Consider the following 17,553-nt stretch of genomic DNA (forward strand, 5'->3'; position numbering starts at 1 on the left):
CCGCCCACATTCTGGACGTACATCCCGGCGTTACGGATTCGATATAAATGGGGGAAGAGGAACAGCCTATGACAATTGTCACCATCGCCATAGCGTGCGGCCTGTTGGCCGTGCTCTACGGAATCTTTACCAGTCGGCAGGTGCTGAGCGCCTCGCCAGGCAATGAAAAGATGCAAGAGATCGCCGCTGCGATTCAGGAGGGGGCGAAAGCCTATCTGGGTCGCCAATATCGCACCATCGCCATGGTTGGCGTTGTGGTTGCGGTCATTGTTTTCTATTTTCTGGGTGCGACATCGGCGCTTGGATTTGTGCTGGGTGCGGTGCTTTCGGGTGCTGCGGGATATGTCGGCATGAACATTTCAGTTCGCGCCAATGTACGCACTGCCGAAGCCGCGCGAACCAGTTTGCAAAGCGGCCTGACGGTAGCTTTCCGCGCGGGTGCAATCACCGGCATGCTGGTGGCGGGCCTCGCCCTGCTCGCGATTTCTGTCTTTTTCTGGTATCTGACCGGACCGGCGGGGATGACAGTCAAGGACCGCACGGTCATCGACGCGCTGGTGGCGTTGGCTTTTGGTGCTTCATTGATTTCAATCTTTGCGCGGCTTGGTGGCGGTATCTTTACCAAGGCCGCGGATGTCGGCGCGGATCTTGTTGGCAAGGTTGAGGCTGGCATTCCCGAGGATGACCCCCGCAATCCGGCGGTCATTGCCGATAATGTGGGCGACAATGTGGGCGACTGCGCCGGCATGGCCGCCGATCTGTTCGAAACCTATGTGGTGACGATTGGCGCGACCATGGTGCTGACTGCTCTGTTGGTCGATGTCGGCGTCACCGAGCTGACGCAGCTTATGAGTTTGCCGTTGGCCGTCGGCGGGGCGTGCATCATCACGTCGATCATCGGCACCTATTTTGTCCGGCTGGGTAGCAGCCAGTCGATCATGGGAGCGCTTTACAAGGGCTTTCTGACCACGGCGATCCTTTCGATCCCGGCGATTTGTTATGTCACCTGGCGCGTATTGGGCGACATGAATGCACCTATCGGCGGCGGTCTAACCGGCGAGAACAGCTTTACCGGCATGGACCTGTTCTGGTCGATGATGGTGGGCCTGGGCGTGACTGGCCTGATTGTCTGGATCACTGAATATTATACCGGCACCAATTTCCGTCCGGTCAAATCCATCGCCCGTGCATCCTTGACCGGGCATGGCACCAACGTGATCCAGGGGCTGGCGATTTCGCTGGAATCGACCGCTCTGCCTACGCTGGTGATCTGCGTCGGCATCATCATCAGCTATTCGCTGGCAGGCCTGATCGGCATTGCTTTTGCCGCAACGGCGATGTTGGCGCTGGCCGGCATGGTGGTGGCACTTGATGCCTATGGTCCGGTAACGGACAATGCGGGCGGCATTGCCGAAATGGCGGGCATGGATGACGAAGTCCGTGGCCGTACCGATGCGCTGGATGCGGTTGGCAACACGACCAAGGCGGTGACGAAGGGCTATGCCATCGGATCGGCGGGCCTTGCGGCACTGGTGCTGTTCGGGGCCTATACGGAGGATCTGAAATTCTACAACAGCGCGCTTGGTTTGACCGAGCCGGTCGATTTCAGCCTGTCGAACCCCTATGTCATCGTTGGCCTGCTGCTCGGCGCATTATTGCCTTATCTGTTCGGTGCGATGGGCATGACCGCCGTCGGCCGTGCGGCGGGTGCCGTGGTGGAAGAAGTGCGGGGTCAGTTCCGCGACAATCCGGGTATCATGGCCGGGACCAGCAAGCCCGATTATGGCCGCACGGTTGATCTGGTCACCAAGGCAGCTATCCGGGAAATGGTCCTCCCGTCGCTACTTCCGGTGTTCGCTCCGATCGTGGTGTATTTCCTCATTGCGTGGGTTGGCGGCGTTGCCAATGGCTTTGCCGCGCTGGGCGCATTGCTGCTGGGCGTGATTGTTTCGGGGCTGTTCGTCGCCATTTCGATGACGAGCGGCGGCGGTGCATGGGACAATGCGAAGAAATATATCGAGGACGGTAATCATGGCGGCAAGGGCAGCGAAGCCCACAAGGCCGCCGTCACTGGCGATACCGTAGGCGATCCGTATAAGGATACGGCTGGCCCTGCGGTCAACCCGATGATCAAGATCACCAACATCGTCGCACTATTGCTGCTTGCGGCCCTGGCGCACGCAGCAACGTAAAAGGAAATGCAGTTTCCGGCATGCGATGGATATTTATGGCTTGCTGGAGTCGATATTTCTGATCCTGATGGGGCGGTCCGCCGATGAGCGGGCCGCCCCATGACATTTCCTTCACCCAGGCAACGAAAGTATGGGTTCGCATCGCGCTTTTGAGCTTTGGCGGTCCTGCCGGACAGATTGCGGTGATGCACCGCATATTGGTCGAGGAAAAGAAGTGGATTGGCGAGGAGCGTTTTCTCCACGCGCTCAATTTCTGCATGCTGCTGCCGGGACCGGAGGCGCAACAGCTTGCCACCTATATCGGGTGGCTGCTGCACCGGGTAAAGGGAGGCCTTGTAGCAGGTCTGTTGTTCATCCTTCCGGGCGCAATCGCCATCATGGCGCTTTCGTGGCTCTATGTGCTCTATGGACAGGCCGGGCCTGTCGCCGCGCTGTTCTTTGGATTGAAGGCGGCGGTGCTTGCCATCGTGTTCCAGGCGGTAGTCCGTATTGGCAAACATGCACTCGGAAACCGGTTCCGCTTTGGCCTTGCGGCTGTTGCCTTTGCTGCGATTTTCTTTCTGAACGCTCCTTTCCCGCTGGTGATTTTTGCGGCGGGGGTGACAGGCTGGATCGCAGGGCGAAGCGGCAGTCACGCATTGAACGGCGGCGGCCATGGTTCCATAGGCGGCAATGTTTTCAGCGATGCTGACAGTGCGCTTGGTTCAGGCATTCCCGATCATGCCCGTGCCGCTTTTTGGCAGACAGCAGGCGTTGCCTCTGTTCTGCTTGTTCTGTGGCTGACCCCAGTCGGTCTGCTTCTTGCCTTCGCGCCGGAAGACTCTGTATTTGCCGCAATTGGCAGTTTCTTCTCCCAAATGGCGGTGCTGACCTTTGGCGGGGCCTATGCTGTCCTCGCCTGGGTCGGGCAGGCAGCGGTCGAACATTATCACTGGCTCAGTCCGCGTGAGATGCTGGATGGACTGGGGCTGGCGGAAACCACGCCCGGCCCGCTGATCATGGTCACGCAATATGTGGGTTTCCTTGGTGCCTATCGAAACCCGGGCGATCTGCCGCCGCTACTTGCCGGAACGCTGGGCGGCTTGCTGACCACCTGGGTCACCTTTACGCCATGCTTTTTGTGGATATTCCTGGGCGCGCCATTCATTGAGCGGCTGCGCGAAAACCGGGCGCTTGCATCCGCGATGGCGGCGATCACGGCCGCTGTCGTCGGCGTGATATTGAACCTGGCGCTCTGGTTCGCCCTCCATTTCTGGTTTGCACAGGTGGAGGAACGCGCTTTTGGCCCCATCCGCCTATATCTTCCTGACCCTGCAAGCCTCGATCTGCTTGCCCTGGCCCTCTCGGCAGCGGCGATGGCAGGTATGTTTTGGTTTCGCATGAGCCCCTTTCGACTTCTGGGGCTTTGTGCGGTGGCAGGCCTACTGGTCAGATTGGTTTAGCCTTGCTCCAACCATTGCGCCGACGCGCGACAATGGCTGGATGCCGCCAATGCAGTGGCCGAACGGCTGAGGTGATCACATGCGTTGACGAATGGCGCGCGCGCCCTGTATATGATGGCCTGCAACAAGGGCGGTCCACGTGGGACCGCCTTTTTTGCTTTGTTTCATTTGTCAAACAGAGGAAGGCCAAACCCATGTCGATCACGCCGCTCATGCCCGTATATCCCCGGTGCAATGTGCGTCCGGTGCGAGGGGAAGGCTGTTACCTGTTCGGCGAACGCGGAGAGCGCTATCTGGATTTCGCGGCCGGCATTGCGGTGAACCTGCTGGGTCATGGTCACCCGCATCTGGTGCGGGCGATTCAGGAACAGGCCGCGACGCTGATGCATGTGTCGAACTTGTATGGCAGTCCGCAGGGTGAAAGCCTGGCGCAGCGGTTGGTGGACAACACATTTGCCGACACGGTATTCTTCACCAATAGCGGAGCCGAAGCGCTGGAATGCGCGATCAAGACGGCACGGCGCTATCATTATGCCAACGGCAATCCGCAGCGGCACAAGCTGATCACATTTTCCAATGCTTTTCACGGGCGAACGCTGGGCACCATTTCGGCAACCGACCAGCCCAAGATGCGCGATGGCTTCGAACCGTTGCTGCCCGGTTTTCAGGTAGTAACGTTCAATGATCTGGAAGCAGCGCTGGCCGCGGTCGATGACTGCACGGCGGGTTTCCTGCTGGAACCGATCCAGGGCGAAGGCGGCATTTTGCCAGCGACTCCGGAATTCCTGAAAGGCCTGCGTCAGGCTTGCGACGAACAGGGCCTGATCCTGATCTTTGATGAGGTGCAGTGCGGCGTTGCGCGGACCGGCACGTTGTTTGCCTATGAACAATATGGCGTCACACCGGACATCATGGCCATCGCCAAAGGTATTGGCGGCGGTTTTCCGCTTGGCGCCTGCCTTGCGACCGAGGAAGCGGCCAAAGGCATGGTGATCGGAACGCATGGATCGACTTATGGCGGCAATCCATTGGCGATGGCGGCGGGCAATGCCGTGCTCGATGTGATTCTTGTGCCGGAATTCATGGAGCATGTGCAGAGGATGAGCGAGCGACTGCGCGCCAGCCTGGAACAGATGATCCCCAATCATGACGAACTGTTCGACAGCGTGCGGGGCATGGGGTTGATGCTGGGGTTGAAGCTGAAGTCGGACAGCCGGGCCTTTGTGGCGCATTTGCGTGACCGGCATGGTCTGCTGACTGTAGCAGCGGGCGACAATGTCGTGCGCCTGTTGCCGCCGCTGGTGATTGGAGAAAATCATATCGCCGAATGCATTGAAAAACTGTCGGCGGGTGCAAAAGATTATGAGGTTCCAGTCTCTTGATCTGATTGTACCCCTTCTTCGTTCATCCTGAGTAGGGACTGAGCGCAGTCGAAGGCCCGTATCGAAGGATCCTTCGATACGCCATTTCGACAAGCTCAATGGCTACTCAGGACGAGCGGAAAGGGGGTGAGGGGAACTTGAAATGACAAGACATTTTCTGAACTTATCCGATGCGGGCGGCGATGCGATTGCCGCGATGCTGAACGACGCGCAGGACCGCAAGGCAAAGCGCAAGGGGTGGCCCAAGGGCGCGGCGGACGCCGACATACCGCTTGCGGGGCATGTGCTGGCCATGATCTTCGAGAAGAATTCGACTCGCACCCGCGTATCGTTTGATATGGCGATCCGTCAGCTTGGCGGCACCAGTATCTTGCTGGAAGCGGGGGCGATGCAGCTTGGGCGTGGCGAAACCGTGGCAGATACGGCCCGGGTACTGTCGCGCTATGTCGATGCGATCATGATCCGCACCGACGATCATAGCAAGATCGAGGAACTGGCGCACCATGCTGAAGTCCCGGTCATCAATGGCCTGACCGATTTGTCGCACCCGTGCCAGATCATGGCGGATCTTTTGACGGTGATCGAACATGGCAAGGCGCTGCCGGGCCTGGAATGGGCATGGCTGGGCGATGGCAACAACGTGCTGCATTCGATCGTCGAGGCGGCGGGCCTGATGAAATTCAACGTCCGTGTTGGTGTGCCACAGGGCTATGATCCCGACCCGTCTTTCGCCGATATCGCGCGCGCGCGCGGATCACAGGTGCTACTGACCCGCGATGCAATGGAAGCGGCGCGGGGCGCCGATGTCATTGTTGCCGACACCTGGATTTCCATGGGGCAAGCCCATGCCGAGGAAAAGCTGAAGGCCATGATGCCCTATCAGGTGACGGAAGAACTGATGGCATTGGCCAAACCCGACGCGAAATTCCTTCATTGCCTGCCTGCCCACCGCGGCGAGGAAGTGACCGAGGGCGTGATCGACGGGCCGCAATCGCTAATCTGGGATGAAGCGGAAAATCGTCTTCATGCCCAGAAATCGGTGCTGCTCTGGGCGCTGGGGCAGCTGGGTTGAAATTTACGAACGGACGGAGTCTGGATATTGGCCTCTGACAGTGCACGATCGGCGGACCTTGATCGCACCATCGGTTTTTCCATTGCCGCCCGTCATGTGCGCGGGCGAGTGGTGCGGCTGGGACCGGTTTTGCATGAGATTCTGTCCGCCCACGCTTATCCGCCGGTTATCGAAAGACTGCTGGCGGAGGCCTTGGCACTGACGGCGCTGTTGGGCACCACATTGAAGGATACAGATGGCCAACTGACCATACAGGCACAGACGGAAAATGGTGTCGTTGAGTTGCTGGTGTGTGACTATCTGGGCGGTGAACTGCGCGGCTATGTGAAATTCGACGCGGATCGCCTGGCCGAACAGCCCGCCGATCCGACGCTGTTTGCGTTGTTCGGCAAGGGTTTTCTGGCCATCACCTTTGATCAGGCGGCATCGGGCGAGCGTTATCAGGGCATTGTGCCGCTGGAGGGGGCATCGCTGGGCGAAGCCGCTGAGCATTATTTCAGTCAGTCTGAGCAGATCCCCAGTTTCGTGCGGATCACCATGCGGCACGATGCGGCACAAGGCTGCGTTGCGGCGGGCCTGCTATTGCAGCATCTGGCCGAAGGTGAGGAGGGACGCGAACGGTTGCATGTGCGGATGGACCATCCTGAATGGGAACATGTGCATGCCCTTGCGCAGACCCTGAAAGACGCGGAACTGAGTGACGCATCGTTGCCGCTGGAAGACATTGTCTGGCGACTTTTCCATGAGGAGGAGGAAATTCGCGTCCTTCCTTCCACGGTCCTTACCAAAGGCTGCCGATGCAATGCCGACTATATCCGCGGAGTAATCAGCCGCTTTCCCGTTGATCAGCGCGCGGAAATGGCCGATGATTCAGGTACGATCAATGTCGATTGCGCCTTTTGTTCACGCATATTTGCAGTGAACGCGCATAGTTTGCTGAATTAACGTCAGCACATACGGCTTCAATGGTGGCCATCCTGGCATAATTGTGGCGACTATGTTCCGTTTCGAATATGAAATTGCCATAATTTCTTTTTATAAAAAATGTTGGGGCGAGATCGTTGTCTTTGCTGGGGGCAAAGCGGCGTGCGACGATCCTGGGGAATTGAATATGACTAAAGTGCGATCCCGGCGCTTGGCCATGGCGATTGCCGGCATGTGGGCGACCCTTACCGGCGCCGCACCGGCGCATGCGCCCGGTCTTGCCGCCCTAAACGGTCTGGAAAAAGGCGCGTGGGAATTGCACGCGCGCGAGCCGGGCGGGACGGATATTAATCTCTGCCTGGGCAATCCGATCCAGCTATTGCAGGTTTTTCACGCCGGCAACCAATGCACCCGTTATATCATAGAGGATGAAGCCAAAGTGGTGACGGTGCATTATAGCTGTCCTGGGGCGGGACATGGCCGCACCACCGTGCGGATCGAAACGGCCCGGCTGGTGCAAATCCATACGCAGGGCATCGCACGAGGTGCGCCATTCTCCCTTTGGATGGAGGGGCGGCGCAAGGGTGAATGCCGTTAACCACATATTTATCTCTGGTCAGTAAAAGGATTGAGTGCCCCCTTTGGCACACTTTCCTCCCTTAATCGGCTGATACAGCCTGACTGGGCCGCCCGTAAAAAGGCGGCCCGATTTTTTTGCAGCGTTGTTTATTGGCGCTCCGCCCTTGCAACAGGCGGCATTGGGGCGTAGCGGCCCTTTCCCATGTCCGGTCCGCAAAAAAGCGCAGTTGTCCTCCTGTCAGGAGGACTCGATTCGATGGTCTCGGCCGCGCTGGCGCGAGAGGCGGGCTATGTCCTCCATGTTCTGACGATCGACTATAATCAGCGGCATCGGGTGGAACTCGAATCGGCTGCACATATTGCTCAGGTATTGGGCGCTGCGGCGCACATCGTGCTGCCGCTCAATCTGCGCGCTTTTGGAGGATCGGCACTGACGGCCGATATTGCTGTGCCCAAGGACGGCGTGGGAAGTGCGATTCCCGTGACCTATGTGCCCGCACGCAATACCATTTTCCTGTCGCTGGCCCTTGGTCTTGCCGAAGCATGTGGTGCGCGGGATATCTTTATTGGCGTCAATGCGCTGGATTATTCAGGCTATCCCGATTGCCGCCCGGAATTTATCGAAGCATTTGAAGCCATGGCTACTTTGGCAACACGGGCAGGAGTGGAGGGTGAGGCCTTCACGATCCATGCGCCGCTCCAGCACATGACCAAGGCGGATATAGCGATACAGGCGCAACGATTGGGCCTGGATGCGGGGATGAGCTGGTCTTGCTATGATCCGACCGCTGAAGGGCTGCATTGCGGCCTGTGTGACAGTTGCCGCCTGCGGCACAAGGGGTTTGAGGAAGCTGGCTTGCCTGATCCGACATTATACGCGACCCTGCCATGACCTACGCCGTTAAGGAGATGTTCCTGACCTTGCAGGGTGAAGGCGTGCAGGCGGGCCGTCGCGCAGTCTTTCTGCGCTTTGCCGGATGTAATCTTTGGAGCGGACGGGAAGCGGATCGTGGCAATGCTGTCTGTCGTTTTTGCGATACCGATTTTGTCGGCACGAATGGCGATGGCGGCGGCAAGTTCGCTGACGCCGACACACTGGCCGACGCGGCATCGGCCTTTTGGGGAAAGGCCGATGGACAGCGCTTCATCGTTCTGACCGGGGGGGAACCCATGCTGCAGGTGGACGATGCGCTGGTGGATGCGCTGCATACCCGGAATTTCATGGTTGCGATTGAAAGCAACGGCACCATCGCCGCACATCCCCGTCTCGATTGGGTCTGTATCAGCCCAAAAGCGGGAAGCGAAGTCGTGCAGCGGTCGGGCGATGAACTGAAGCTTGTCTGGCCGCAACCGGGCAGCGATGTCGATGACATGGAAGAGTGGGCGTTCGATCATTATCTGATTCAGCCGATGGATAATGAAGATGCAGCCGCCAATCACCGGGCCGCGATTGGTTTCGTGCTGTCGCACCCCAAATGGCGGCTGTCGGTCCAGACCCACAAATATCTGGGTTTACGGTAAACGAAGGACCGCTTTCCGCTTCCAGGCGTTTCTACTTCGATATCCTGATCTGGGAGGTTCGCGATGCCAGTGCAATTGAATCATACGATCATATGGTGCCGGGACAAGGAACGGTCGTCCGCCTTTCTGGCCGATATTCTGGGCCGCCCCGCCCCCGTTCCCTTCCTGCATTTCATGGTGGTCACGCTTGATAACGACGTGTCGCTCGATTTCATGGAAAAGACCGGCGACGTCGCCGCACAGCATTATGCGTTCCTGATCGGCGAGGATGATTTCGACGCGGTATTTTCTCGCATCCAAGAGCGGGGTCTGACCTTTTGGGCCGATCCGGCACGATCGCAGCCCAACACGATCAACCATAACGATGGTGGTCGCGGGTTTTATTTCCAGGACCCCAATGGCCACTCGCTTGAAGTGCTGACACGCCCCTACGGAAGCGGGTAAACTGCCCTGAATTTGGATTGGTGGAGCCTAGCGGGATCGAACCGCTGACCTCCTGCATGCCATGCAGGCGCTCTCCCAGCTGAGCTAAGGCCCCAATATCGTGCGCCGTCTGGTATCGGCGGGTGAGGCGCATGCCTTTAGGTCAGCATACGCCTCTTTTGCAAGTGGTGATTACGACAAATCAGATAAAATTAATTGTCGTCATCATCGTCATCGGTCGCCGCAACGCCCAGATCGTCATCCCCGCCGAGGTCAACGTCATTGTCAGGCGAATCATTGTCCTCATCGACATCGATGTCCAGGTCATCGCCGACCAGATCGGTATCCGCTTCCTCAGCCTCAACCACCTTCTTGGGCGCTTCTTCGAAAGGCAGCGGCTGTTTGGATTTCAGAACCGATTCCGGCATCCACGTATTTCCGCATTCAATGCAGTTTACCGGGCTATCCGCGCCCAGATCGTAAAATCGGAGTCCGCATTTCGGGCAGGTCCGTTTCGTACCCCATTCAGGCTTCACCATGTGCCGCCTCTGTCCTTTTTATATAAGCCAAGAATATACGGCATGACCGCAGTCACGTCGCAAAGTGACGCGCGCCTTGCCATAGCATTGCCGCGCTGTCAAAAGCCGGTTCGCATTTTTCACCGCCGTGCACAACGGCGCCAGTAACCATCCGGACGCTTAATCCATGAATTCGACTGCCCAGACCAGGACCTTCACCAAAGCCGCCGCATTGAAGGGTACGATCACCGTGCCAGGTGACAAGAGCATTTCTCACCGATCCCTGATGCTGTCTGCTTTGGCTGTCGGCGAAAGCCGGATCGAAGGGTTGCTGGAGGGCGAGGATGTGCTGGCGACGGCCGCCGCGATGAGGGCGATGGGCGCGGATGTCGTGCGCGGCGATGGCGGCGTATGGCGTATATACGGCGTGGGTGTCGGCGGACTGATGCAGCCGCAACAGGCGCTGGAGATGGGCAACAGCGGAACATCGACTCGCCTGTTGATGGGTTTGGTCGCCAGTCATGCCCTGACCGCGACATTTGTCGGCGATGCATCGCTCAGCAAGCGACCGATGGGACGGGTGATGGAGCCATTGTCAACGATGGGCGCGGAATTTACGGCCAGTCCGGGGGGGCGCTTGCCCCTGACCCTGCGCGGGATAAGCCCCGCCGTACCGATCGAATATCGCCTGCCGGTCGCGTCGGCGCAGGTGAAATCGGCAATCTTGCTGGCTGGCCTCAATACGCCGGGCATCACGCGCGTCATCGAACCTGTTCCCACACGCGATCATAGCGAAAGGATGCTCGCCGGTTTCGGTGCGGCGCTGACGGTCGAGGTTCAGGCCGATGGCGCGCGGGTCATCTCTCTCGAAGGAGAAGCGGAATTGCGGCCGCAGACTATCGTTGTTCCGGGCGATCCCTCGTCTGCGGCCTTTCCCATGGTTGCCGCGCTGTTGGTCGCTGGATCACAGGTAACGATCGAAAATGTAGGATTGAACGCGACGCGCGCGGGCCTGGTGGATCTGTTACTGGAAATGGGCGGGAACATAGAGGTCATAAACCCGCGCGAAGTCGGCGGCGAGCCGGTGGGGGATCTTGTTGTCGCCGCTTCCACGCTCACGGGGGTTGAGCCTGATCCGGCACGTGCACCCAGCATGATCGACGAATATCCGGTCGCCTTCGTTGCCGCCGCACTGGCCAAAGGGCGCAGTGTTTTTCGGGGGCTGGAAGAATTGCGCGTCAAGGAAAGCGACCGCATCACCACCATGGCCGAAGGGCTGCGGATGATCGGGGCGCAGGTGGAAGAACTGGAAGATGGGCTCGTCATCGACGGAACGGGCGGGGAGTTATTGGCCGGTGGCGGGCCGGTGGCGACGAAACTTGACCATCGCATTGCCATGAGCTTTGCCGTGGCAGGTCTGGTTTCAAGTGGTGGTGTACAGATTGACGACATGCGCCCTGTCTCGACCAGCTTCCCGGGCTTTGTGCCGTTGCTCGAATCTTTGGGGGGCATCGCATGAATCCGGTGCTTGCCGACATCATCGGCCTGCTGGGGAGCGCCTGCATTGTTGGCGCCTATGCCTATAATAATATGGCAGCACGGGTGGACGCGCTCGTTTACAATGTCGTCAACCTCTTGGGCGCCGTCATGCTCTGCATATCGCTGACGGTGCATTATAATCTGGCCTCGCTGATATTGGAGTTTGTATGGAGCGGGCTGGCGCTTCTGGGTATCGCCAAGGCGTTGAAGGCAAGAAGGCGCGCATGATTATTGCTGTTGATGGCCCCGCAGCATCAGGCAAGGGCACGATCGCACGAGCGCTTGCTCGCCATTACCAGCTGCCGCATCTGGACACGGGAATGCTGTATCGCGCCGTCGGCCTGTCGGTCGCACGCGCGGGCGGCGATCCGGACAACGAAGCCGATGCTTTGGCCGCCTGCGGCTTTGATGACGCCCTGCTGACCGATCCTGAACTGCGCAGCGAAGCGATAGGCGCACTGGCTTCGCGCGTGTCCATCCATGCCGCCGTGCGCAACGCGCTGGTAAAGCGGCAGCGCGATTTTGCCGGGCAGACGGGTGGCGCGGTCCTGGACGGGCGTGACATCGGCACGGTGATCGCGCCCGATGCCGACGTAAAGCTGTTCGTGACCGCCAGCCCGGAGATGCGGGCGCAGCGGCGGATGCGGGAATTGCAGGACCATGGTCTCGCCGCTGATCTGGACGCGTTGGTGGCCGATATTCGCGCCCGCGACGCGCGCGACACGAACCGCGCTGTGGCGCCGCTGAAGCAAGCACAGGGTGCGGTCTTGCTAGATACGAGCGATCTTAGTATAGAGGCGGCCGTCCGGCAGGCAATCTTGCTTGTGGACGCACAGGTGGAAGGTCAGCGGACAAACTGACCGGCTATGCGGCGCTAGGCAGGGTGGGAAGACCGCCCTATGTCTATGCGCCCTTTTCGCTTATCCAATCCTATGTGTCCAAAAGTCTGCTTTTCTGCGGGATGCGGTATGCACACGGGGTGCATATTGCAGTTTGGCCAAAGACCGCCGGAGACAACTGGCTGGCCAGCAACGACATGTAGGGACTTAGATTTTATGGCCTCTGTGGCACATCCGACGCGCGATGATTTCGCGGCAATGCTGAACGAATCACTTGGTGGCGAAGATGGCGGTTTTGAAGGCCGCGTCGTAAAAGGCACCGTTACTGGCATCGAAAATGACATGGCGGTCATCGATGTAGGGTTGAAGAGCGAAGGCCGCGTCGCACTGCGCGAATTCGCCGCCCCCGGCCAGAAGGCCGATCTGAAAATTGGCGATGAAGTTGAAGTTTTTGTCGACCGCGTCGAAAATGCCAATGGCGAAGCGATGCTGTCGCGCGACCGCGCTCGTCGCGAAGCCGCATGGGACAAGCTGGAATCCGAATTCGGCGAAGAAAAGCGCGTCGAAGGCGTTATTTTCGGTCGTGTGAAGGGTGGCTTCACGGTCGATCTGGATGGCGCCGTCGCGTTCCTGCCGGGCAGCCAGGTGGACATCCGCCCTGTGCGGGACGTTACCCCGCTGATGGATATTCCGCAGCCTTTCGTCATTCTGAAAATGGATCGTCGCCGCGGCAACATCGTCGTGTCGCGCCGTGCCGTTCTGGAAGAAACCCGCGCCGAACAGCGCAGCGGCCTTATCCTGACGCTGGCCGAGGGTCAGGTCATCGAGGGCGTGGTCAAGAACATCACCGATTATGGCGCCTTCGTCGATCTGGGCGGCATCGATGGCCTGCTGCACGTCACCGACCTGAGCTACAAGCGGGTCAATCACCCCAATGAAATGATCAACATTGGCGATACCGTGAAGGTGCAGATCATCCGCATCAACCGTGATACGCAGCGTATTTCGCTGGGCATGAAGCAGCTTGAAAGCGATCCATGGGAAGGCGCGAGCGCCAAATATCCCATCGGTGCGAAGCTGATGGGTCGCGTCACCAACATCACCGAATATGGTGCGTTCGTCGAACTGGAAGCCGGCATTGAAGGCTTGGTCCATGTTTCCGAAATGAGCTGGACCAAGAAAAACGTCCATCCCGGCAAGATCGTTTCGACCAGCCAGGAAGTCGAAGTTCTGGTCCTTGAGGTTGATGAAGACAAGCGTCGCATCTCTCTGGGCCTCAAGCAAGCGCAGTCCAATCCCTGGGATGCCTTTGCAGAAAATCATCCGGTCGGCAGCACGGTTGAAGGCGAAGTCAAGAATTCCACCGAATTCGGCCTCTTCATCGGTCTCGACGGCGACGTTGACGGCATGGTTCACATGTCGGACATCGCATGGGGCATTTCGGGCGAGGACGCCCTTAACCTGCACCGCAAGGGTGAGGCCGTTCAGGCCATCGTTCTTGACATCGACATCGAAAAGGAACGCATCTCGCTGGGTATGAAGCAGCTTGAAAAGGGTGCGCCGGGCGCGGGTATCTCCGCAGCTTCGAGTAGTCTCAACAAAGGTGCGACGGTTACGGTTACCGTGCTGGAAGTGCGCGACGGCGGTCTGGAAGTCCAGGCAGGCGAAGATGGCGCAACCGGCTTCATCAAGCGCAGCGACCTTGGTCGTGACCGTGACGAGCAGCGCCCCGACCGCTTCCAGGTCGGTCAGAAGCTCGATGCGCTGGTCATCGGGTTCGACCGCAGCAAAAAGCCGAACTTCTCGATCAAGGCGTTGCAGATCGCGGAAGAGAAGCATGCAGTGGCGCAATATGGCTCGTCCGATTCGGGGGCATCGCTGGGAGACATCCTTGGCGAAGCGCTGAAGCAAAAAGCCGAGTAATCGTATCAGGGGATACAACTAAAGGTATAAGGCCTGTCAGACTAAAGTCTGGCGGGCCTTTCTTTTCGCTGTTGCAACATGAGTGCAAATTGTAAAATCTTGTAAAATGCAGCTACTTTTGAAAAATATCGCACTGATTTTCAACATTTAATATTTCAATGTGGTTAACTATTCAGTAGAATAAAAAAAGAGTTTATGGGTTGGGGGACTCGGGATGATCAGGTCGGAACTTGTACAGAAGCTGACGGATGAAAATCAGGACCTGACGCTTCAGGAAATAGAAAAAATCGTTGATCTTTTCTTTGGGGAAATCATCGATCGTCTTGCTGCGGGCGGCCGGGTGGAGTTGCGCGGATTTGGCGCATTCACGACCCGCCACCGGGATGCGCGCACCGGGCGCAATCCACGTACCGGGGAAGCCGTGAAGGTTCAGGCCAAGCGCGTGCCCTATTTCAAGCCCGGCAAGGAAATGCGCGAACGCCTGAACGCCGATTGATTGATCTTCCGGCTGCGTCGCGATACTTGACGGCTGGACGGTTATTCTCCACTGCTCCGCACGGTTTGGCGCTGCCCTTGGACAGCGAGTGGAAACTTTGTGCGGACGTGGCGAAATCGGTAGACGCAGCAGACTTAAAATCTGCTTTCCGAATGGAAGTGCGGGTTCAAGTCCCGCCGTCCGCACCAAGCTATTCACGCACCAGAACTGGAGACATCGGCAATCCGGACACAAGTTTCTGTGGCTCATTTGGCGGATAAGCGCCCCCTTCCCTTCGGCGGCTTGGAAACGCCCGAGCGGACGATCTCCCAATCACTCTCCTGTGCATTGGATTGGTTGGGAGCGAGGCAGGTCGATGTACAGCCAGATCGTGAGGAACTGGTTCGGCTATTTCGGTTCTCCAGACCAGCGGATGGCGGTGTCATTCATTTTCGAGAAATGCTCGCGAAACGGTGATATGCATTCATAGCATTTTCGGGCTCTTGAGCGCTTTTGCAAAAGGCGGCTTCAGGCGAATTGGCGGGGCGGCGTAGATTCGCGGATATTCTTGCGCCGATCCTCTTCGATTGCCGCAATTCTCTTGCGTGAGCGCCCCCTTTTTGGAAAGAGGCCCTCACGAAAAGGGACAGGACATGACCAATACATTCGACAAGCAGAAACTTCCCAGCCGCCATGTTTCCGTGGGGCCGGAACGTGCGCCGCACCGCAGCTATTATTATGCGATGGGCCTGACCGAAGAAGATATTGCCCGTCCTTTCGTCGGAATTGCGTCGGCGGGCAATGACAGCGCGCCCTGCAACACAACCCTGAATGCGCAGGCGGATATCTGCCGTGCGGGCGTGGAAAAGGGCGGCGGGATGCCGCGCCGTTTCAACACCATCACGGTGACCGATGGCATCGCCATGGGCCATCAGGGCATGAAAAGCTCCCTCGTCAGCCGGGAAGTCATTGCCGATTCGATCGAACTGTCCATGCGTGGCCATTGCTACGACGCATTTGTCGGGTTTGCCGGTTGCGACAAGAGCCTGCCCGGAATGATGATGGCGATGTTGCGCCTGAACGTGCCGTCCATCTTTGTCTATGGCGGCTCCATCCTGCCCGGTCGTTTCCATGACAAGGACGTGACGGTAAAGGACGTGTTCGAAGCGGTGGGCCAGCATGCCGCCGGCAATTGCCCGTTGCAGGAACTGATCGCGCTGGAAAAGGTGGCTTGCCCCGGACATGGCGCATGCGGTGGTCAATACACCGCCAACACCATGGCTTGCGTAGGTGAGGCCATCGGCCTGTCGCTTCCCAACAGCAATATGGTTCCTGCCCCTTATCAAAGCCGTGACGAAATCGCGCTGGCGGCGGGCGAACAGGTGATGGAGCTTCTTGCGCGCAATCTGCGTCCGCGCGACATCTGTACCCGTGAAGCGTTTGAGAATGCTGCCCGCGTGGTGGCTGCAACGGGCGGTTCCACCAATGGCGGCCTGCACTTGCCTGCCATGGCGCATGAGGCGGGGATAGAGTTCGACCTGTTCGACGTGGCCGAAATATTCAAGACCACGCCCTATATCGCCGATCTACAGCCCGGCGGCCGGTATGTCGCCAGGGATATGTACGATGCCGGCGGCGTCTATATGTTGATGAAGACTTTGCTGGGTGAGGGCTTGCTGCATGGTGATTGCCTGACCGTGACTGGCAAGACTCTGGGCGAAAATATCGAGCAGGTGACGTGGAACCCAGATCAGAAGGTGATTTACGACGCGAAGTCGCCGATCAGCCCGACCGGCGGTGTCGTCGGCCTGCGCGGGTCGATGGCGCCTGATGGCGCGATTGTGAAGGTTGCGGGCATGGATCGTCTGCAATTCACTGGCCCTGCTCAGGTATTCGATTGCGAAGAAGATTGCTTCGCCGCCGTTGAAGCGCGCAAGATCCGCGAAGGGTCGGTTATCGTCATCCGCTATGAAGGACCAAAGGGTGGCCCCGGCATGCGCGAAATGCTGTCCACCACGGCGGCGCTCTATGGGCAAGGCATGGGCGAAAGCGTGGCCCTGATCACCGACGGGCGTTTTTCGGGTGCGACGCGCGGATTTTGCATTGGCCATGTCGGACCCGAAGCGGCCGATGGCGGACCGATCGCTCTGGTCGAAGAAGGCGATATCATTGCCATTGATGCCGAAGCGGGCACGATCGACCTGATGGTGGAAGAGGCCGTGCTGACTGAACGTCGAAAGGCATGGCAGCCCCGCACCAATGATTATCAGTCTGGGGCGCTGTGGCGCTATGCACAGAATGTGGGTCCGGCCTATAAGGGTGCAGTTACGCATCCTGGAGCAAAGGCCGAAACCCATGTCTATGCGGATATTTAGTGTTGCGGTTCTGATGCTGGCCATCGCGGCCTGCAATTCCAGCAACGATGTACCCGAAGCCACCGCCGATGTTGACGGCAAGCTGTTTTGTGCCGTTGGTGGAGCAAGCGAAATGACGCAAAGCTGCCTTTTGGAACGGGTTGACGGTCCGGAAGGGGCGCTGCTCGTCATGCATCATCCGGATGGCGGTTTCCGCCGTTTCCGCATCGTGCGCGATGGCCGGGGCGTCATCCCCGCCGATGGGGCTCAGCAGGTCCGGCTATCGATTGCGGCGGAAAACATGATCGATGTCGACGTCGATGGGGATCGCTATCGCTTTCCGGCAACTATCGGTCCAAAGGCCGATTGA

Annotated in this window: 17 protein-coding genes and 2 tRNA genes; 17 read left to right on the forward strand and 2 right to left on the reverse strand. The window is 58.6% G+C overall.

The window, feature by feature from the left end:
* Positions 1 to 68: 68 nt before the first annotated feature.
* The 9 genes from L3X40_RS05585 (at position 69) to L3X40_RS05625 (ending at position 9,556) form a co-directional block, all read left to right on the forward strand.
* Entirely contained in the window at positions 69 to 2,192 is a 2,124-nt protein-coding gene (locus L3X40_RS05585; RefSeq protein WP_237364777.1) for a sodium-translocating pyrophosphatase, read from the forward strand.
* Positions 2,193 to 2,275: 83 nt separating this feature from the next.
* Entirely contained in the window at positions 2,276 to 3,634 is a 1,359-nt protein-coding gene (gene chrA / locus L3X40_RS05590; protein WP_237364778.1) for a chromate efflux transporter, read from the forward strand.
* Positions 3,635 to 3,828: 194 nt separating this feature from the next.
* Complete coding sequence (locus tag L3X40_RS05595) at positions 3,829 to 5,016, forward strand: aspartate aminotransferase family protein (RefSeq protein ID WP_237364779.1); 1,188 nt, start codon at positions 3,829 to 3,831, stop codon at positions 5,014 to 5,016.
* A 142-nt stretch (positions 5,017 to 5,158) separates the two neighbouring features.
* On the forward strand, positions 5,159 to 6,088 hold the full coding sequence (argF, locus tag L3X40_RS05600) for an ornithine carbamoyltransferase (protein WP_237364780.1): 930 nt from the start codon (positions 5,159 to 5,161) through the stop codon (positions 6,086 to 6,088).
* A 27-nt stretch (positions 6,089 to 6,115) separates the two neighbouring features.
* Positions 6,116 to 7,033, forward strand: a complete 918-nt coding sequence (gene hslO, locus L3X40_RS05605) for an Hsp33 family molecular chaperone HslO (RefSeq protein ID WP_237364781.1) — start codon at positions 6,116 to 6,118, stop codon at positions 7,031 to 7,033.
* Between the two features lie 166 nt (positions 7,034 to 7,199).
* Positions 7,200 to 7,610 carry a hypothetical protein gene (locus tag L3X40_RS05610; RefSeq protein WP_237364782.1) on the forward strand — a complete coding sequence of 137 codons (411 nt, stop codon included), beginning with the start codon at positions 7,200 to 7,202 and terminating at the stop codon, positions 7,608 to 7,610.
* A 183-nt stretch (positions 7,611 to 7,793) separates the two neighbouring features.
* On the forward strand, positions 7,794 to 8,483 hold the full coding sequence (gene queC, locus L3X40_RS05615; RefSeq protein WP_237364783.1) for a 7-cyano-7-deazaguanine synthase QueC: 690 nt from the start codon (positions 7,794 to 7,796) through the stop codon (positions 8,481 to 8,483).
* Positions 8,480 to 9,112, forward strand: coding sequence for a 7-carboxy-7-deazaguanine synthase (gene queE / locus L3X40_RS05620; RefSeq protein WP_237364784.1), 633 nt, complete (start codon positions 8,480 to 8,482; stop codon positions 9,110 to 9,112). The genes queC and queE overlap by 4 nt, the downstream gene beginning before the upstream one ends.
* Before the next feature lie 63 nt (positions 9,113 to 9,175).
* Positions 9,176 to 9,556 carry a VOC family protein gene (locus L3X40_RS05625; RefSeq protein WP_237364785.1) on the forward strand — a complete coding sequence of 127 codons (381 nt, stop codon included), beginning with the start codon at positions 9,176 to 9,178 and terminating at the stop codon, positions 9,554 to 9,556.
* Between the two features lie 18 nt (positions 9,557 to 9,574).
* Here the strand turns inward: L3X40_RS05625 and L3X40_RS05630 are convergent.
* Positions 9,575 to 9,650: transfer RNA gene (locus L3X40_RS05630), tRNA-Ala, on the reverse strand.
* Positions 9,651 to 9,747: 97 nt separating this feature from the next.
* Positions 9,748 to 10,074 (reverse strand): TIGR02300 family protein, encoded by a 327-nt coding sequence (locus L3X40_RS05635; RefSeq protein WP_237364786.1) that lies wholly within the window; start codon positions 10,072 to 10,074, stop codon positions 9,748 to 9,750.
* Between the two features lie 166 nt (positions 10,075 to 10,240).
* Between L3X40_RS05635 and aroA the strand changes: the two genes are divergently transcribed.
* The 8 genes from aroA to L3X40_RS05675 all read left to right on the forward strand — a co-directional run bounded on the left by aroA (position 10,241) and on the right by L3X40_RS05675 (position 17,553).
* Positions 10,241 to 11,572 carry a 3-phosphoshikimate 1-carboxyvinyltransferase gene (gene aroA, locus L3X40_RS05640; protein WP_237364787.1) on the forward strand — a complete coding sequence of 444 codons (1,332 nt, stop codon included), beginning with the start codon at positions 10,241 to 10,243 and terminating at the stop codon, positions 11,570 to 11,572.
* On the forward strand, positions 11,569 to 11,820 hold the full coding sequence (locus L3X40_RS05645) for a CBU_0592 family membrane protein (protein ID WP_237364788.1): 252 nt from the start codon (positions 11,569 to 11,571) through the stop codon (positions 11,818 to 11,820). Before aroA ends, L3X40_RS05645 begins: the two co-directional genes overlap by 4 nt.
* Positions 11,817 to 12,452 carry a (d)CMP kinase gene (gene cmk / locus L3X40_RS05650; protein ID WP_237364789.1) on the forward strand — a complete coding sequence of 212 codons (636 nt, stop codon included), beginning with the start codon at positions 11,817 to 11,819 and terminating at the stop codon, positions 12,450 to 12,452. The genes L3X40_RS05645 and cmk overlap by 4 nt, the downstream gene beginning before the upstream one ends.
* A gap of 195 nt (positions 12,453 to 12,647) precedes the next feature.
* Positions 12,648 to 14,354 carry a 30S ribosomal protein S1 gene (gene rpsA / locus L3X40_RS05655; RefSeq protein ID WP_237364790.1) on the forward strand — a complete coding sequence of 569 codons (1,707 nt, stop codon included), beginning with the start codon at positions 12,648 to 12,650 and terminating at the stop codon, positions 14,352 to 14,354.
* Positions 14,355 to 14,568: 214 nt separating this feature from the next.
* Positions 14,569 to 14,850 (forward strand): integration host factor subunit beta, encoded by a 282-nt coding sequence (locus tag L3X40_RS05660; RefSeq protein ID WP_237364791.1) that lies wholly within the window; start codon positions 14,569 to 14,571, stop codon positions 14,848 to 14,850.
* 101 nt (positions 14,851 to 14,951) lie between these two features.
* A tRNA-Leu gene (locus L3X40_RS05665) sits at positions 14,952 to 15,038 on the forward strand.
* 444 nt (positions 15,039 to 15,482) lie between these two features.
* Positions 15,483 to 17,204, forward strand: a complete 1,722-nt coding sequence (gene ilvD / locus L3X40_RS05670; protein WP_237364792.1) for a dihydroxy-acid dehydratase — start codon at positions 15,483 to 15,485, stop codon at positions 17,202 to 17,204.
* Positions 17,185 to 17,553: a hypothetical protein gene (locus L3X40_RS05675; RefSeq protein ID WP_237364793.1), complete on the forward strand. Its 369-nt coding sequence runs from the start codon at positions 17,185 to 17,187 to the stop codon at positions 17,551 to 17,553. The genes ilvD and L3X40_RS05675 overlap by 20 nt, the downstream gene beginning before the upstream one ends.

This window comes from Rhizorhapis sp. SPR117, assembly GCF_021742065.1.

Coding starts and splice junctions, on each gene's coding strand:
- aroA (WP_237364787.1), top strand. CDS start 10,241: ATGAATTCGACTGCCCAGACCAGGACCTTCACCAAAGCCGCCGCATTG.
- L3X40_RS05660 (WP_237364791.1), top strand. CDS start 14,569: ATGATCAGGTCGGAACTTGTACAGAAGCTGACGGATGAAAATCAGGAC.
- L3X40_RS05610 (WP_237364782.1), top strand. CDS start 7,200: ATGACTAAAGTGCGATCCCGGCGCTTGGCCATGGCGATTGCCGGCATG.
- argF (WP_237364780.1), top strand. CDS start 5,159: ATGACAAGACATTTTCTGAACTTATCCGATGCGGGCGGCGATGCGATT.
- rpsA (WP_237364790.1), top strand. CDS start 12,648: ATGGCCTCTGTGGCACATCCGACGCGCGATGATTTCGCGGCAATGCTG.
- cmk (WP_237364789.1), top strand. CDS start 11,817: ATGATTATTGCTGTTGATGGCCCCGCAGCATCAGGCAAGGGCACGATC.
- L3X40_RS05645 (WP_237364788.1), top strand. CDS start 11,569: ATGAATCCGGTGCTTGCCGACATCATCGGCCTGCTGGGGAGCGCCTGC.
- L3X40_RS05625 (WP_237364785.1), top strand. CDS start 9,176: ATGCCAGTGCAATTGAATCATACGATCATATGGTGCCGGGACAAGGAA.
- queE (WP_237364784.1), top strand. CDS start 8,480: ATGACCTACGCCGTTAAGGAGATGTTCCTGACCTTGCAGGGTGAAGGC.
- queC (WP_237364783.1), top strand. CDS start 7,794: ATGTCCGGTCCGCAAAAAAGCGCAGTTGTCCTCCTGTCAGGAGGACTC.
- chrA (WP_237364778.1), top strand. CDS start 2,276: ATGAGCGGGCCGCCCCATGACATTTCCTTCACCCAGGCAACGAAAGTA.
- L3X40_RS05585 (WP_237364777.1), top strand. CDS start 69: ATGACAATTGTCACCATCGCCATAGCGTGCGGCCTGTTGGCCGTGCTC.
- L3X40_RS05595 (WP_237364779.1), top strand. CDS start 3,829: ATGTCGATCACGCCGCTCATGCCCGTATATCCCCGGTGCAATGTGCGT.
- L3X40_RS05675 (WP_237364793.1), top strand. CDS start 17,185: ATGTCTATGCGGATATTTAGTGTTGCGGTTCTGATGCTGGCCATCGCG.
- L3X40_RS05635 (WP_237364786.1), bottom strand. CDS start 10,074: ATGGTGAAGCCTGAATGGGGTACGAAACGGACCTGCCCGAAATGCGGA.
- ilvD (WP_237364792.1), top strand. CDS start 15,483: ATGACCAATACATTCGACAAGCAGAAACTTCCCAGCCGCCATGTTTCC.